The 15,856-nt window shown below is 45.1% G+C and carries 15 protein-coding genes; 13 read left to right on the forward strand and 2 right to left on the reverse strand.

Annotation, left to right across the window (positions count from 1 at the left end):
* Positions 1-72: 72 nt before the first annotated feature.
* The 8 genes from ccoS to F8C76_RS14945 all read left to right on the forward strand — a co-directional run bounded on the left by ccoS (position 73) and on the right by F8C76_RS14945 (position 7,717).
* On the forward strand, positions 73-282 hold the full coding sequence (ccoS, locus tag F8C76_RS14910) for a cbb3-type cytochrome oxidase assembly protein CcoS (RefSeq protein ID WP_116217137.1): 210 nt from the start codon (positions 73-75) through the stop codon (positions 280-282).
* Between the two features lie 2 nt (positions 283-284).
* Positions 285-2,465, forward strand: coding sequence for a cytochrome-c oxidase, cbb3-type subunit I (ccoN, locus tag F8C76_RS14915; RefSeq protein ID WP_152132464.1), 2,181 nt, complete (start codon positions 285-287; stop codon positions 2,463-2,465).
* Positions 2,466-2,587: 122 nt separating this feature from the next.
* A complete protein-coding gene (locus F8C76_RS14920; protein ID WP_129655639.1) occupies positions 2,588-2,776 on the forward strand; it encodes a CcoQ/FixQ family Cbb3-type cytochrome c oxidase assembly chaperone in 189 nt (62 codons plus the stop codon).
* Positions 2,777-2,780: 4 nt separating this feature from the next.
* The gene (locus F8C76_RS14925; RefSeq protein ID WP_152132465.1) at positions 2,781-3,725 is read left to right on the forward strand and encodes a cbb3-type cytochrome c oxidase N-terminal domain-containing protein; all 945 of its coding nucleotides are present in this window, start codon (positions 2,781-2,783) and stop codon (positions 3,723-3,725) included.
* A gap of 46 nt (positions 3,726-3,771) precedes the next feature.
* Positions 3,772-5,181, forward strand: coding sequence for a cytochrome c oxidase accessory protein CcoG (ccoG, locus tag F8C76_RS14930; protein ID WP_152132466.1), 1,410 nt, complete (start codon positions 3,772-3,774; stop codon positions 5,179-5,181).
* Between the two features lie 40 nt (positions 5,182-5,221).
* On the forward strand, positions 5,222-5,668 hold the full coding sequence (locus F8C76_RS14935) for a FixH family protein (protein ID WP_152132467.1): 447 nt from the start codon (positions 5,222-5,224) through the stop codon (positions 5,666-5,668).
* 3 nt (positions 5,669-5,671) lie between these two features.
* Positions 5,672-6,382: a sulfite exporter TauE/SafE family protein gene (locus tag F8C76_RS14940; protein ID WP_152132468.1), complete on the forward strand. Its 711-nt coding sequence runs from the start codon at positions 5,672-5,674 to the stop codon at positions 6,380-6,382.
* 66 nt (positions 6,383-6,448) lie between these two features.
* Positions 6,449-7,717: an acetyl-CoA hydrolase/transferase family protein gene (locus F8C76_RS14945; protein ID WP_152132469.1), complete on the forward strand. Its 1,269-nt coding sequence runs from the start codon at positions 6,449-6,451 to the stop codon at positions 7,715-7,717.
* Positions 7,718-7,792: 75 nt separating this feature from the next.
* On the opposite strand, the gene F8C76_RS14950 is transcribed toward F8C76_RS14945, so the two are convergent.
* Together F8C76_RS14950 and hemN are read right to left on the reverse strand one after the other, a co-directional pair.
* Entirely contained in the window at positions 7,793-8,614 is an 822-nt protein-coding gene (locus F8C76_RS14950; protein ID WP_129655628.1) for a universal stress protein, read from the reverse strand.
* A 17-nt stretch (positions 8,615-8,631) separates the two neighbouring features.
* Positions 8,632-9,990, reverse strand: a complete 1,359-nt coding sequence (hemN, locus tag F8C76_RS14955; protein ID WP_152132470.1) for an oxygen-independent coproporphyrinogen III oxidase — start codon at positions 9,988-9,990, stop codon at positions 8,632-8,634.
* A gap of 162 nt (positions 9,991-10,152) precedes the next feature.
* On the opposite strand from hemN, the gene F8C76_RS14960 reads away from it, so the two are divergent.
* The 5 genes from F8C76_RS14960 (at position 10,153) to F8C76_RS14980 (ending at position 15,823) form a co-directional block, all read left to right on the forward strand.
* On the forward strand, positions 10,153-11,997 hold the full coding sequence (locus F8C76_RS14960) for a glutamate-cysteine ligase family protein (protein WP_152132471.1): 1,845 nt from the start codon (positions 10,153-10,155) through the stop codon (positions 11,995-11,997).
* Between the two features lie 2 nt (positions 11,998-11,999).
* Positions 12,000-13,199, forward strand: coding sequence for a succinylglutamate desuccinylase/aspartoacylase family protein (locus F8C76_RS14965; protein WP_170284039.1), 1,200 nt, complete (start codon positions 12,000-12,002; stop codon positions 13,197-13,199).
* Positions 13,200-13,313: 114 nt separating this feature from the next.
* A complete protein-coding gene (locus tag F8C76_RS14970) occupies positions 13,314-14,105 on the forward strand; it encodes a universal stress protein (RefSeq protein ID WP_152132473.1) in 792 nt (263 codons plus the stop codon).
* Positions 14,106-14,141: 36 nt separating this feature from the next.
* Complete coding sequence (locus F8C76_RS14975) at positions 14,142-15,449, forward strand: ATP-dependent 6-phosphofructokinase (RefSeq protein WP_152132474.1); 1,308 nt, start codon at positions 14,142-14,144, stop codon at positions 15,447-15,449.
* A gap of 74 nt (positions 15,450-15,523) precedes the next feature.
* Positions 15,524-15,823 carry an HPF/RaiA family ribosome-associated protein gene (locus F8C76_RS14980; protein WP_129655616.1) on the forward strand — a complete coding sequence of 100 codons (300 nt, stop codon included), beginning with the start codon at positions 15,524-15,526 and terminating at the stop codon, positions 15,821-15,823.
* Positions 15,824-15,856 lie beyond the last annotated feature (33 nt).

The following is a 15,856-nucleotide window of genomic DNA, read 5'->3' on the forward strand; positions in this document are numbered from 1 at the left end:
AACGAAAGCTGACATATGTCATTTTTTGCGCAGCATCGCCATAGTAGTTTTACGCCTAAATTAGGATAAGGTATGAGTGTTATTTATGTTTTATTGGCCATCAGCATCTCGGTTGCTGTTTGCTTTTTTGCCGCCTTTGTGTTTTCGGTGAAGAAAGGACAGTATGACGATGTGTATACCCCTTCGGTACGGATGCTTTTTGATGATGAGCTTCGCAAGGACACGGACAATCCCGATCAGAATAAAAAACAAATCAAACAAACAGAAAGTACAAACCAATAAATATGGAAATTCAACAGTTTCGCTACGATAACAAAATCGTGCAAAAGTTCTTGTACGCCACCATGCTTTGGGGCGTTGTAGGTATGGCCGTGGGGCTTTTATTGGCCTTCATGTTTTTATTTCCCAATGTCACGGATGGCATTTCGTGGTTGAGCTTTGGGCGTTTACGTCCGTTGCACACCAATGCGGTCATCTTTGCCTTTGTGGGAAATGCCATTTTTGCTGGAGTCTATTATTCCACCCAGCGTTTACTAAAGGCCAGGATGTTCAGTGATGCCCTGAGCAACATCAACTTCTGGGGCTGGCAGCTGATAATTGTGGCGGCGGCCATTACGCTTCCGTTGGGGTACACTACCTCCAAGGAGTATGCTGAGCTCGAATGGCCCATTGACTTGGCCATTGCCGTGGTTTGGGTGGTTTTTGGTTGGAACCTGATAGGGACCATCCTAAAACGTAGACAACGACACTTGTATGTGGCCATCTGGTTCTACTTGGCCACCTTCGTAACGGTTGCGGTATTACATATTTTCAATAGTTTGGAACTGCCGGTATCGGCATTGAAGAGTTACTCCGTATATGCCGGGGTGCAAGATGCCTTGGTACAGTGGTGGTACGGACATAACGCGGTGGCCTTTTTCTTGACCACGCCCTTCTTGGGATTGATGTATTACTTTGTGCCCAAAGCGGCCAATAGACCCATCTATTCCTATCGGTTGTCCATAGTACACTTCTGGTCGTTGATATTCATTTACATCTGGGCTGGGCCTCACCACTTGCTGTATTCTGCATTGCCCGATTGGGCCCAGAACCTTGGTGTGGTATTTTCCGTAATGTTGATAGCACCCTCTTGGGGAGGTATGATCAACGGACTGTTGACCCTAAGAGGTGTTTGGGATAAGGTTCGAAGTGATGCCACTCTAAAATTTATGGTAGTGGCCATTACAGGGTACGGTATGGCAACCTTTGAAGGCCCTATGCTTTCCCTGAAAAATGTAAACGCCATTGCCCACTTCAGTGACTGGATCATTGCCCACGTACACGTTGGGGCGTTGGCTTGGAACGGGTTCTTGACCTTTGGAATGATCTATTGGTTGGTTCCCAGAATGTTCAAGACCACCTTATACTCCAAAGGATTGGCCAACTTCCACTTTTGGATAGGCACCTTGGGTATTGTACTCTATACGCTACCTATGTATGTGGCCGGATTTACCCAAGCCTTGATGTGGAAAGATTTCAATCCGGATGGAACCTTGGTATATGGTAACTTCTTGGAGACCGTTACCCAGATCATTCCCATGTATTGGATGAGGGCCATTGGAGGAAGCTTGTACATTCTAGGTATGTTCGTGTTGCTGTACAATGTGGTACAGACCATCAGATCAGGAAGCAAAGTAGAGGACGAATTGGCCGAAGCACCCGCTTTGGAGCGTGTGTCCAAAAAACGTGTGGCCGGGGAGACCTTCCACAACTGGTTGGAAAGAAAGCCTGTGCAATTGACCATCTTGGCTACCATTGCCATTTTGATTGGGGGTATCGTACAGATTGTCCCAACCATTTTGGTGAAATCGAATATCCCAACCATTACCAGTGTAAAACCATACACCCCATTGGAGTTGGAGGGACGCGATCTATATATCCGGGAAGGTTGTGTGGGCTGTCACTCCCAAATGGTAAGGCCGTTCAGGAGTGAGGTGGAACGTTATGGTGAATATGCCAAGGCCGGGGAATTTGTATACGACCACCCTTTCCTTTGGGGAAGTAAACGTACAGGGCCCGATTTGTTAAGGGTCGGTGGAAAGTATTCAGATAACTGGCACTTGAACCATATGTACGATCCGCAGAGTACTTCCGCAGGATCCATTATGCCCGCTTACCAATGGTTGGTAAAGAACGAACACGATCGTAGTGGGGTGCAATCCAAAATGGAGACCATGGTCAAATTGGGAGTTCCTTATACAGATGAGGATATTGCCAATGCACCACAATCCATGGCAGAACAAGCGGAGCAGATAGAGAAAAATCTGTATGCCGATCCAGAATTTGTGAAGACCTATGAGGCAGATAAGAAATATGCGGAGGAAAACGGTGAGGACTTTGTGGAAATGCGAGATCGTGAGATTGTGTCACTCATAGCCTACCTACAACGTTTGGGTACGGACATCAAGATCAAAGAAACTGAATAACTGTTATCAGAAAATAAAGAGTAAAAAAGAAATCATGAATCAAGAGTCAAGAAGCAAGACCAAAATTAAAATGACTTTAAAGTTTTACGTCTTGATTCTTGTATCTATAATCTAACATAACCATGTTGAAATTTGTAAAGAACCATATGGAAACTATCGAAGGGGTGGCCAACTACCCCATGATTTCCCTTATGATCTTCTTCGTGTTTTTTGTACTTCTCTTTTGGTGGGTGTTTACCGCTTCGAAAGAGCATGTGAAGGAGATGGGAGAATTGCCATTGGACCATAACGATCAACACAACAAACTATAATATTATGAGCACAAGAACACCCTGGTGGATACGCGTACCCGTACTCTTCTTCCTAATCTTCGGATTGATGGAGTACTTTATAGACTCTGGTGATAAACCGGCCATCATTGAATATCCCATTACGCAGTTTTTCCTGCTTTTGGTATTGATGATTCTTATTGCCATAGAGCTAATATTGAGTTCCATTGAGAACATCATGTTCCAGACCCTTACTGAAGAAGGTAAGGAAAAATACCTCGCCAGCAAGAACAAGAAATTGGAGTGGAAATGGGCCAAAGACCTGTATCAACGTCTAACCAAGACCAAATCCATGGAGCGCGAAGGGGAAATCATCATGGACCACAACTATGATGGTATCCGGGAGTTGGACAACGTATTGCCGCCTTGGTGGGTATATCTGTTCTACGGTACCATTATTTTTGGAGTTATCTATCTGGTGCGGTTCCATGTGGTCGGAGAGTATACCCAGGCAGAGGAGTATGACCAAGAAGTGGCCGCTGCCAAAATTGAGATAGAAGAGTATAAGAAGAATGCCAAGGATTTGGTGGATGCCAGTACAGTGGAATTGTTGACGGATGCATCCGACCTGAGTGCCGGGGAAAAGATTTTTACCACCAATTGTGTGGCCTGTCACATGGCCGATGGTGGCGGAGGAATTGGCCCCAACCTTACCGATGATCATTGGATTTTGGGCGGAGGTATCAAAAATGTGTTCAACACCATTTCCGAAGGAGGACGTGATGGTAAGGGAATGGTGGCTTGGAAGCAAAGCTTCAAGCCCGCAGAGATAGCCCAGGTGGCCAGTTATGTGATAAGCTTGGGAGGAACCACTCCCGCCAATCCAAAAGCACCCGAAGGTGATGTTTGGGTAGATCCGGATGCTCCGGAACCTGCACAGACCCAACCTGCGGAGCAAGCTTTGGATTCCACCAGTGTGGAAATGGAGTAAGAACTGGGTCTAGAAAACAATAGGTTTTCACCAAATAAAAAATGCGATGGAAGAGAATTTTAGGGACTCCATAGGAACAATTTCCGAAGAGGGTAAAAGGGCATGGGTTTTCCCAAAAAAACCAAGTGGTCGCTATTACGATTATCGTAAGTATGTAAGTTATGCGCTATTGGCCTTTTTGGTGGCCGCCCCTTTTATCAAGATCAATGGACACCAATTTTTGATGTTCAATGTGTTGGAACGACGTTTCAATATCTTTGGACTTCCATTTTGGCCCCAGGATTTCCATCTTGTGGTGGTCTCCATGATCATAGGAGTGGTCTTCATTGCACTTTTTACGGTAGCCTACGGTCGTATCTTTTGCGGATGGATGTGCCCCCAGACCATTTTTTTGGAAATGGTCTTTCGAAGGATCGAATATTGGATCGATGGTGACCGAGGCGCCCAGATGCGATTGGACAAGTCACCCTGGAATGCCCATAAAATTAGAAAACGGTTGTTGAAATGGACCATCTTTTTCATCATCTCCTTTTTGATAGCCAATGTCTTTTTGGCCTATTTGATCGGTAGCGATAGACTGATCCAATATGTCACCGAAGGTCCAATGGCCCATTTAAGCACCATGGTTCCCTTGCTGATTTTCACAGGAGTGTTCTACTTTATTTTTGCGTGGTTCCGCGAACAGGTGTGTATCATTGCCTGTCCCTATGGAAGGCTTCAAGGGGTTTTGTTGGATGACAAATCCATAGTAGTGGCCTATGACCATAAACGTGGGGAAGGCGAGAATGGTCGCAAAAAATTCAGAAAAAATGAGGATAGGGATGTGTTGGGCCATGGCGATTGTATTGATTGTTTTCAATGCGTTAATGTGTGCCCCACGGGAATAGACATCCGTAATGGAACGCAGTTGGAATGTGTCAACTGTACGGCCTGTATTGATGAGTGCGACCATATCATGGAAAGCATTGACAAGCCCAAAGGATTGATCCGATATGCCAGTGAGGATGAAATCTTGAACAACAACAAGTTCAAATTCACGGCCAGAATGAAAGGATATACGGCCGTGCTTGCCGTCCTTATTGGAATATTGATCGGGATGCTTTTCCTGCGAAATGAGGTGGAAGCGAACATACTTCGCTTACCGGGACAATTGTATGAGCGCAAGGAAAACAACATGATCAGCAATGTCTATACCTACAAGTTGGTGAACAAGACCACCAAGGATATTGAGAATGTATCCTTTAAATTGATGTCGCACAGAGGGACCATAAAAATGGTTTCACAGGATACCTTCACAGTACCTGCAGAAGAACTTACCGAAGGTACTCTGTTCATAGAGATCAACGCTTCGGAACTGACCGGGGACAAAGATAAACTGAAGATCGCGGTCTATAGTGGGGATGAGGTCATTGAGACCACCACCACCCAGTTTTTGGCCCCACGAAGCTATAATTAGAGGTTTTTTAATAGAATAGTAAGCCTAAAAGGATAAAAAGATGAAGATAAATTGGGGAACGGGAATAGTATTGGCTTTTATAGGGTTTATCACCTTCATCCTATACTTTGTGTTTCGGATGAGTACCGATGATAGGTCCAACCATGATCTAGTCACGGAGGAATACTACAAAAAAGAGCTTAGCTATCAGCAAGATATCGATGCCTCCAAAACAGCCCGGGAAATGGATGCCGTTCTCCGGGTGGAAAAATCACCCGAAGGGGTTATGATTTTTTTTCCGGAGCAGTTCGACCCCCAAAAAATAACAGGAAAAGTGTCCTTGTACAGACCGTCCAACAAGCGTTTGGATACTGACTTTCCCATAAGTTTGTCCAAAACACATTTGCTCATACCTGACAACAGCTTGGTGGGCGGTCGATGGGACATTACCGTAAATTGGAAGTACGAGGGAAATACCTTTTTCCATAAACAAAAACTGGTGTATTAAGCTATGCTGTCATCTGCTTTGGTATTGGGGTTATTGGGAAGTCTGCACTGCTTGGGCATGTGCGGTCCCATAGCTTTTATGTTGCCCTTGGACCAGCAGAATACCACCAAGAAAGCGGCTCAACTGTCTATCTACCATGCAGGAAGGCTCATGGCTTATGGGGTCATTGGAATGCTCTTTGGGGTTTTGGGCAAGGGACTGTCGCTGTTTGGTATGCAGCAAAAATTATCCATCGCCATAGGCGCCATCATGATTTTATTGGTACTGATTCCTGGAAGGTATCTCAACGGGCATAAATTTTTAAGGCCTATCTATTCCCTATTGGGCAAAGTAAAATCAAAACTAGGTGCGGAACTCAAGAAGAAGACCCCAGATGCTTTTCTGACCATAGGTTTCCTGAATGGTTTTTTACCTTGTGGATTGGTCTATATGGCCGTATTGGGTGCCATTGCATTGGGAAGTCCGTTGCAAGGTGGACTGTACATGGTTTTGTTCGGACTGGGTACGGTGCCGTTGATGAGTCTGGTGGTCTTTTCCAAAGGATGGATGGGAAACTCCTTCAAGTTCCGGGTGCAAAAACTGATTCCGGTATTTGTGGTGATCATTGGGGTGCTTTTTATCATCCGAGGACTTGGGTTGGGCATTCCCTATGTTTCCCCCAAGCCCGTGCCCACCAACTTGGCTTCGGCCACCATAGAGTGCCATCAACCTTAAATCCATAGAACATCAAAGAATAAGAATCTGGTTGGGCATGGATTGTCCAACCTATAACTCAATCACATGAAGATAACATCTGCAGAAGAAGCGGTACAGATCATAAAATCAGGGGACAAAGTATTTTTTCAGGGAGCGGCCATGACCCCCAATGTACTTATTGATGCCCTTTGCGATAGATATGAAGAGCTCAGGGATGTTGAAATAGTGTCCATACACACCGAAGGGGAGGCCAGGTATACCCAAGCCCCTTGCAACGAAAGTTTTTGCTTGAACAGCCTTTTTGTAGGGGGGAATGTCCGCAACTTTGTCAATGGCTTTAAGGGGGATTATGTTCCTATTTTTCTTAGTGAGATCCACTTGCTGTTCCGAAGGAATATCATCGATTTGGATGTGGCCTTTATTCAGGTTTCCCCGCCGGACAAACATGGGTATTGTTCTTTGGGTGTTTCGGTGGATGTGACCCTCCCCGCCATTGAAATGGCCAAAAAAGTGGTGGCGCAGATCAACCCAAGAGTACCCAGGACACATGGGGATGGCATTATCCATATCAGTCAAATAGATCAGGCCATTGAGGTGGACCAACCCATCCATGAGCATGAACAAACCGAGATTTCAGGCTTGGAGCTTCAAATTGGTGGGCATGTGGCCTCTTTGATTGAAGATGGAGCCACCTTGCAGATGGGGATAGGGAACATTCCCAATGCCGTGTTGTCCAAACTGGGTAATCATAAGCGATTGGGAATCCATACCGAAATGTTCTCCGATGGGGTTTTGCCTCTTATTGAGCAAGGTATTGTCACCGGCGAGGAAAAAAAAGTGAAACAAGGCAAGGTGGTGAGCTGTTTTGCCGTGGGGTCAAGAAAGTTGTATGATTTTATTGATGACAACCCCTTGTGCCACTTTAAGGAGGCAGCATATACCAATGATACGGCCGTGATTAGAAAAAATCCCAAAGTAACGGCGATCAATAGTGCCATTGAGATAGATATAACCGGACAGATTTGTGCGGATACCATTGGAAGTAGACAGTTTTCTGGGGTTGGGGGGCAAATGGATTTTATTCGTGGGGCTTCACTTTCGGATGGGGGAAAACCCATTTTTGCCATGCCCTCTATCACCAATAAAGGGGTTTCCAAGATTGTTCCCTACTTGAAACAGGGGGCTGGAGTGACCACCACACGGGCCCACGTGCATTATGTGGCCACGGAACATGGGGTAGTGAACTTATATGGCAAAAATTTGAAACAACGGGCGCAGGCCTTGATTTCTATTGCCCATCCAGACCATAGGGAGGCATTGGAGAAGGCAGCGTATGAACGGTTTAATGGATAATCCTGAAACCGATTAAAAAAAAGGAAGCTGAAATATTTCAGCCTCCTTTTTTTTGGAATTATAAAATGTAATCCGTTAGATTTTAAAGGTCATGACGGGAGCTTTGGAATGGTTGGCGATATCCTCCCCAATACTGCCCATAAAGAAATGGGAAAGCCCTCTTCTGCCATGGGTGGGTATGCCCACCAAATCGGCACAGACCTTTTCACTATAGTTGAGCACTCCTTTTTCTACGGTGTAGTCATCGTGGATTTCAACCTGAAGTCCCAAATTGGCTTCTTTAAGGAATTTGGTGATTTTGGCATACGCATCATCCGTGCTCAGGAACTCATCACCTGGAGTGTTTACATATACCAACAGCAGCTCGGATTTGAGCAATTTTGCCATTTCTGCGGCCTTTTTTACCACAGGAATACTTTCCTCTGCAAAATCACAGGCAAAGACAAATCGTTCTGCGCTAAACTCCTCTACTTCGCCCTTGATGACAAGAACAGGTACATTTGCAGTACGTACAACCCGTTCCGTATTGGAGCCAATAAAGATTTCTTCCAATCCGTCCGTACCGTGCGAGCCCATTACGATGAGGTCCGCATTGTGCTTTTCGGCCACCTCGTTGACCTCGCTGAAAACTTTGTAATGTTTGATCACGGGCACAACCTTAACGCCCTTTAAATAGGGTTTGTCCAAGAACTCGGCGAACCTTTTTTCCCCTATTTTGATCAAATGGACCACCTGCTCTTGGGAAATATAGCCCGATTCGGTCATAAGGGCAGGGGATAGTTCCAACATATGCAGCACCATTAGCTCTGCGTCGTTTTTCTTTGCGAGGGAGGCCGCTACTTTGAGCGCCCGCTCGGATTGTTTTGAAAAATCAATGGGTACGATTATGCTTTTCATTTTTTTCTTTTTTTAGGTTAAACGGTCATGGAAAATACTCGGGTATCTGGCTGTTTTCGGTGTAGTTTTACATCAAATGCCATGCTGATATTCCGTATAAAGGGTCTTCCCTTTGGGCTTACTTTGATGTTGTTCTTTCCAATTTCAATAAGTCCATCAGCGTCCATTTCCATTAGGTTGCCAATGATTTTTTGGAAATCGACCACCTCTTCTTCCTCCTTGGTCCAAGAGGTCTCAAACTGGCACATGAGGTTAAGGATATGCTGTCTCACAATCTCGTCTTCCTGATTAAGGATATGTCCCCTAAAAATAGGGATAAGTCCGTGGGATACCAAATGTTGGTACTCCTCAACACTTTTTACATTTTGGGCAAATCCGTACCAGCTATCACTAATGCTGGAGACTCCCAGGCCAATCATTAATTTGGTCTTGGAAGGGGTGTAGCCCATAAAGTTCCGATGCAGGGTTCCATTGGTAAGCGCAGTGTACAAATTGTCCGTTGCGAGGGCAAAGTGGTCCATACCCACATCTTTATATCCAAACTCCGTGAGCATTCTTTTGCCCATTTCGTATTGTGCTTTTTTCTCCACAGATGAAGGCAGGTCTGCCTCTTTATAGCCGCGCTGTCCATTGCCCTTTAGCCAAGGCACGTGGGCATAGCTGTAAAAGGCAATCCTATCCGGTTGTAGGGCCTTGGTTTTTATAATAGTCTCTTCCACATGGGCGCAGTCTTGAAAAGGAAGGCCATAGATAATATCGTGGCCTACGGAGGTATACCCAATTTCCCGGGCCCACTCGGTCACATTCTTCACATTTTCAAAAGGCTGCATCCTGTTGATGGCCCTTTGCACAGTTAGGTTGTAATCCTGCACACCGTAGCAGACCCTTCTGAACCCTACATCAAAAAGGGCCTGTAGATGTGCTTTTGTGGTATTATTGGGATGTCCCTCAAAACTAAATTGGGCATCTTCTGCTTTTTTGGCCTGTGAAAGAATGCCTTTGACCAGCTGGGTCAAATGTTCGGGTGAGAAAAACGTAGGCGTGCCTCCACCCAAATGCAACTCTTTTATGGTCGGTTTGGTTCCAAGAAGTTCAACATACAACTGCCATTCCTTTAATACCGATTTGATATAGGGCAATTCCACCTCATGTCTTTTGGTGATGCGTTTATGGCATCCGCAGAAGGTGCACAGACTTTCACAAAAAGGAAGGTGTATGTATAGGCTTATTCCTTCCTCGGGATTTTCCTGAAAAGCCTTCAATACACTTGATTTCCATTTTTTGCCCGAGAAACTTTCCAAGTCCCAATACGGTACCGTGGGGTAACTGGTGTATCTGGGGCCGGGGACATTATACTTCTGAACTAATTCACACATAACTGCATACCTTTGGATTATAGGTCAAAATTAGAAGTGCTCCATGGGATAAAACATGATAAATGTCAGTCTGCCCCAAATCCCAACATGACAACCATCATATTTTGGACGTTATGGCCTTTGTAGTTTTAGGGAATCTGGAAAGAGCTAATTTTCAATAGAATGGGAGAGCATATCAACAAAAGTGTATTTGACGGTGAAGAGCGAAAGGCCTTCGTTCGGCATTTGATTGATGATGTTAAGGCCTTGGAAATTCTCTTGGAGCGGGGTTTGGTGGAAGATGATGTGGTACGCATCGGCGCGGAACAGGAAATGTGCTTGGTGGATGATGAATTTAGGCCTTCCCCAAAATCACTGGAAATCATGGAGGCCATACATGATCCACATTTTACCACAGAGTTGGCAAGCTATAACCTAGAGGCAAACCTTGACCCATTTCCTTTGGAAAAAGATTGTTTTCAGAAAGTGGAACGGCAGTTGGGTCAATTGTTGGATAAGGCCAAGGCAGCGTCTAAAGAACATCAGAGTAAAGTTGTGCTCACGGGAATCCTTCCCACCATCAGCAAGGAAGAGCTTGGAATGGATTATATGACGCCTATCCCCAGGTACTATAAGCTCAATGAGACCTTAAAGATGTGGCGGGGCGATGATTTCAATGTAAGGATCAGGGGAGTGGATGAACTCTCGATCCATCATGATTCCGTTTTGTTTGAAGCCTGCAACACCAGTTTTCAATTGCATTTGCAGGTAGCTCCTGAGGATTTCATCAAAAGTTACAATTGGGCACAGGCCATTGCGGGCCCTGTATTGGGGATATCCTGTAATTCCCCCCTTCTGTTGGGCAAGGAACTTTGGAAAGAAACCCGTATCGCCCTTTTTCAGCAGAGTTTGGATACCCGAAAATGGTCCCATGCCGTAAAAGAGCAAGTGGCCCGGGTCGGGTTTGGGGAACATTGGCAAAAAGGCTCGGCGGTGGACATCTTTAAGGAGGATATTTCCACGCACCGTATTATTCTTACCAAACCGATTGTGAAAGGCGCACTGCAACTCTTGGAGGAAGGCAAAATACCCAAGCTTGAGGCATTGAACCTGTTCAATGGAACCGTATACCGTTGGAACCGTCCTTGTTACGGTGTGGGCAACGGTAGGCCCCATCTTCGAATAGAGAACAGGTACATTCCGGCAGGGCCTTCGGTGATAGATGAAATGGCCAATTTTGCCTTTTGGGTCGGATTGATGGAAGGTAGGCCCAAAACCTATGACGATTTGCCCAATGTTATGGATTTTAAAGAGGTACGGCAGAATTTTATAATAGCCGCACGAAATGGAAGACAAAGCCAGTTTTCTTGGCAGGGAAAGAACATGACCTTAAAGAAATTGATCAAGAATGAGCTTTTGCCCATTGCCCATGAAGGATTAAAAAAGCATAAAGTAAACGACAATGATATCAACAGGCTTTTGGGAATTATTGAGGCTCGGGTAGATGGGCCTACAGGTGCAGAATGGCAAATAGAAAACTTTAGAAGACTGCGAAAGCAAATGAAGTTGGACAGTGCCCTGGTGCAATTGACCAAAGCGCAATTTGAAAAACAACAAGATAACATTCCTGTGCATCAATGGGAACCGGTGCAAGGAATTGTACGGAAAAGGGAGTCGTTTCAGTGGGTGGGCCAGATCATGTCTACCCGACTCCTAAAAATAGACGGGGATGACTATGCCAATCTAGCTCTCTCGATCATGCAATGGAACAACATCCATCACCTTCCCGTGGAGAACATGAAGGGTGAGTTGGTGGGATTGTTGACCTGGAGCCATATCGACCAAATGAAAACATTGGATAAAACCGAGGCTCTGGTTTCCGATATTATGATCAAAAAAGTGATTACCGTGACGCCGAAGACAGCGATAAAGACTGCTGAGAAGATAATGCAGGACCATCAAATTGGTTGTTTGCCCGTCTGCGAAGGGAGCAGTTTGGTGGGAATCATCAGTAAAGTGGATTTATGAACATGTCCGTAGCATATAGTAAAGCTCTGGGCCAGACCTTGGAGGTAGACAGAATCATGGATTATATCAAAGGGACGAAGAGTGGTCCCACAGTGGTATTCTTTGGGGGAATCCATGGCAATGAACCTGCCGGGGTATTTGCCTTGAAAGAGGTTTTGGATGAAATAAAGGCCCAAAAGACCAAAGTAAATGGCGAAATATACGCCATAGCAGGAAACCTTGGGGCGCTTGGCAAGAATGTCCGCTTCCAAAAGGAGGATCTTAACCGTATCTGGACTCCCGAGCGAATGGATAGCAGTTTCTCCAATATGGTGGAATGCTCCGATGAGGAGAAAGAACTCTTGGAAATTCGTAAAGTACTTTTCAGGATTCTTGAAGAGGGCAAGCCCCCTTTTTATTTTATGGACCTGCATACTACCTCCAGTGATACGACGCCCTTCATGGTCTTGAACGATAGCCTGCTGAACCGTAACTATGCCGCAAACTATCCACTGCCCATTATTTTAGGAATAGAGGAATATTTGGAGGGTGCCTTGTTGAGCTACATCAATGAGTTGGGCTATGTGTCACTGGGATTTGAAAGCGGTCAACACAATGATATAAAGGCCATCCGGAACCATGCGGACTTTATCCGGTTTTCCCTCTATTTGACTTCCTCCGTCCAAGCTTCGGAAAAGGAGCGTATCGACTTGTTCAACCATATCGAACAAAGCAGTGGAACCGTGGCGCAGCGGTTTTATGAAATCTATCACGAGCATAAAATAGCTCCCGGGGATAATTTTAAAATGTACCCCGGATTCATTAACTTTCAACATATTCCCAAAGGTGAGCCAATAGCCGTGTATAACGGTGAAATTGTGAAGGCCAAGGAGCAAAAGCGGATTTTCATGCCTTTGTATCAGGATCAGGGCAGTGAAGGCTTTTACTTTATTAGGGTAATTCCAAAAATATGGTTGCAGATTTCACGGGAACTGAGACGGTTTAAGGTAGATCACCTGTTGGCAAAGTTGCCCGGGGTGCAGTGGAAGTCCGATCAAAAGGACATCCTTGTCGTGGATCAGCGGGTGGCCCGGTTTATGGCCCGAGCGTTTTTCCATTTGTTGGGGTATAGGGCCAGAAAGTTCAATGAAGACCATTTGGTGGTCAAGAGTAGGGAAAGGGCCTCAAAAACGAAGGCATACAAAAACGCCCCTTGGTTCTGATTTAAGGCGGTAAACTATGGGCCAAAAGCCACAAATATGACTTCTGTCATATTTTAGCTCATGCGCCCCATCTAATTTTGGGACAAGAGTAAGTAGACATTTTAATTTTTTGGTATGAGCAACATAAATAAAATATTGATTCCTTTTGATTTTTCGGAAGCTTCATTGAATGCATTGGAATATGTGGCCAATTTTGTGGGACCCGAACGTTCCATAACCATTCTGGCCATGTACGTAAGTGCAATGCCCATAAGTCTTTCCGAGGAAGATGAACTCAAGGAAGATTTTTCGAACGTCCTCAAAGCTATGGACGTTAGGTTGAAGATTGAACCTGAATTCGAAACCGCAACGGGCAAGATGATCGGTACCATTTTGTCGGCACAGAAATCCAGCGATGCGGACTTGATCATGATGGGCACCATGGGAGACAAAATTACCGATGAGGCCATCACCAATACCTCAAGATTGGTTTTGGATGCCGATTGCCCCGTGATTTCAATCCCCTATGGTTGTAGTATCAAGGAGCCCAAGGACATTGCTCTGGTCATGGGAGGGGAGTTGATTGACAATAAAAAACTTCTGGGTACCCTGTTGGATATTGCGCGTACCTTTGACTCAAGGGTACACGTGCTCACCATCTACAAAGAATCCATTTATGAGGAGCACTCCACGGCCGATAGTACAGAAAACTCATTGGAGTACTATTTGGAGCACTTTTATGTAGAGCATACGTTCAATAAAAATCAGGATGTGGAAGAAGGTATCTTCAACTACATCAATGAAAAGAAAATCGATCTCTTGGTCATCCTGCCTAGGAACCATGCCCAAAACAGTACCCCTTCGGAAGGCCGATTGACCAAGTTGTTGACCCTACATTCCGAAATTCCCGTTTTGGCTTTGGATTGATAGTATTGTGTAAATCCTCAAATTAATAAGGACCCTATGGGAAAATTCCAAATAGAAAGTTTGGGAATGCCACACTATAAATCACCTCTTAAATTAAGTACGGTGAAAGGGGATAATATCTTTGACTTTGTGAGCGATGCCGATCGATTGGTCTTTGATCTTTCGATGGAGTATTACCATCATTGTCTCAAAACGGGTGAAGCGCCTCTGTGTTTGGAAAAGGCGGGCCCGCGCCAGGATATTTTTTTCGATGCCCAAAAGACCACTGCGGCCATTGTTACCTGTGGAGGTTTGTGTCCCGGGATCAATAATGTGATCCGTGGGGTGGTCATGGGGCTCCACTATTTTTATGGGGTGAAGAAAATTTTGGGCATACCCTATGGGTATGAAGGCCTTAATCCGGAGAAAGGACACGGCTTTGTGGAACTCACTCCGGACAAAGTAAAGGATATCCACCAGTTTGGGGGCACTTTTTTAGGGTCGTCCCGAGGAAGTCAAGATGTGTCCAAAATGGTGGATACCTTGCAGGACAATAACATCGACATCCTTTTTGCCATTGGGGGCGACGGTACCCTAAAAGGAGTGGATGCCATTGGGCGGGAAATCAAAAAACGGAATGCCAAGATCAGCGTGGTGGGGATTCCCAAGACCATAGACAACGATATTGACCTTATTGATGAATCTTTCGGGTTTGAAACGGCATTTGATGTGGCAAGTCCCATTTTACGGGACGCCCACAACGAAGCCACAGGGGCTTTCAATGGAATTTCAATTGTGAAATTGATGGGAAGGGACAGTGGTTTTATAGCGGCCTCTGCTGCCTTGTCCATGCCCGTGGTGAATTTTGTGCTGGTTCCCGAAATGGATTTTTCGCTTGAAGGTGAAAAAGGATTTCTAAAAGCCCTGGAACAGCGGTTGGAACTGAAAAGACATGCGGTCATTGTTGTAGCCGAAGGTGCTGGGCAACATTTGTTCCAAGAGAAAAGTGGGGTCAAGGATGCATCCGGAAATGTGAAACATAAAGATATCGGTCTGTTTTTAAAGGAAAAAATAGGCGAACATTTTAAAGGTTCTTCCGTTACCATCAAATACATAGATCCCAGTTACATCATTCGGAGCGCGCCCGCCAATTCAAGCGATAGTGTCTATTGCAGTAGGTTGGCCTACCATGCCGTTCATGGGGCCATGGCCGGGAAGACCCGATTTGTGAGCAGCAAGGTGAATAACAAGTATGTGTATGTGCCGATCTCAGAGGTCACCCAGAAAAGGAAGAAAATAGACATGGAAGGCGAATTTTGGTTTTCCGTGCTGCAGAGTACCGGTCAGCCCTTTTCATGGGGATGATCTACCAAGCTGACATTTGTCATTTAATTTCCTAATTTCACTCCATAGCTTTGGAGAAAATCAAAACAAAAATCATGGAAGTACAAGTTCAATATCTAAAAATGCAGACCAGCGAATCATTGACTGAAATCTTAATGAAAAAGTTGGATGGGCTGGAGAAAAAGTACAACTGGTTGATCAAGGCCAATGTACTGTTTAAAATAGAGAATGATAAGGCCGGAGAAGGAAAGATATGCGAAATAGAACTGAGTGCTCCCGGACCTAGACTTTTTGCCAAGGCCAAAACAGACGATTTTGAGAAATCCTTGGCAGAGACCATTGAAGAATTGCAAAGACAATTGGAAAAAAGACAGGGTAAGTTTGTGTCACATTAAATGGAAATTAGATCTTTGCTGTGCATGATCTTA

Origin of the sequence: Flagellimonas olearia (assembly GCF_009184425.1) — a bacterium.
Classification (GTDB): domain Bacteria; phylum Bacteroidota; class Bacteroidia; order Flavobacteriales; family Flavobacteriaceae; genus Flagellimonas; species Flagellimonas olearia.

Bases quoted from the DNA above. Each gene is read 5' to 3' on its own strand.
- ccoS (WP_116217137.1), top strand. From the start codon at position 73: ATGAGTGTTATTTATGTTTTATTGGCCATCAGCATCTCGGTTGCTGTT.
- ccoN (WP_152132464.1), top strand. From the start codon at position 285: ATGGAAATTCAACAGTTTCGCTACGATAACAAAATCGTGCAAAAGTTC.
- F8C76_RS14920 (WP_129655639.1), top strand. From the start codon at position 2,588: ATGTTGAAATTTGTAAAGAACCATATGGAAACTATCGAAGGGGTGGCC.
- F8C76_RS14925 (WP_152132465.1), top strand. From the start codon at position 2,781: ATGAGCACAAGAACACCCTGGTGGATACGCGTACCCGTACTCTTCTTC.
- ccoG (WP_152132466.1), top strand. From the start codon at position 3,772: ATGGAAGAGAATTTTAGGGACTCCATAGGAACAATTTCCGAAGAGGGT.
- F8C76_RS14935 (WP_152132467.1), top strand. From the start codon at position 5,222: ATGAAGATAAATTGGGGAACGGGAATAGTATTGGCTTTTATAGGGTTT.
- F8C76_RS14940 (WP_152132468.1), top strand. From the start codon at position 5,672: ATGCTGTCATCTGCTTTGGTATTGGGGTTATTGGGAAGTCTGCACTGC.
- F8C76_RS14945 (WP_152132469.1), top strand. From the start codon at position 6,449: ATGAAGATAACATCTGCAGAAGAAGCGGTACAGATCATAAAATCAGGG.
- F8C76_RS14950 (WP_129655628.1), bottom strand. From the start codon at position 8,614: ATGAAAAGCATAATCGTACCCATTGATTTTTCAAAACAATCCGAGCGG.
- hemN (WP_152132470.1), bottom strand. From the start codon at position 9,990: ATGTGTGAATTAGTTCAGAAGTATAATGTCCCCGGCCCCAGATACACC.
- F8C76_RS14960 (WP_152132471.1), top strand. From the start codon at position 10,153: ATGGGAGAGCATATCAACAAAAGTGTATTTGACGGTGAAGAGCGAAAG.
- F8C76_RS14965 (WP_170284039.1), top strand. From the start codon at position 12,000: ATGTCCGTAGCATATAGTAAAGCTCTGGGCCAGACCTTGGAGGTAGAC.
- F8C76_RS14970 (WP_152132473.1), top strand. From the start codon at position 13,314: ATGAGCAACATAAATAAAATATTGATTCCTTTTGATTTTTCGGAAGCT.
- F8C76_RS14975 (WP_152132474.1), top strand. From the start codon at position 14,142: ATGGGAAAATTCCAAATAGAAAGTTTGGGAATGCCACACTATAAATCA.
- F8C76_RS14980 (WP_129655616.1), top strand. From the start codon at position 15,524: ATGGAAGTACAAGTTCAATATCTAAAAATGCAGACCAGCGAATCATTG.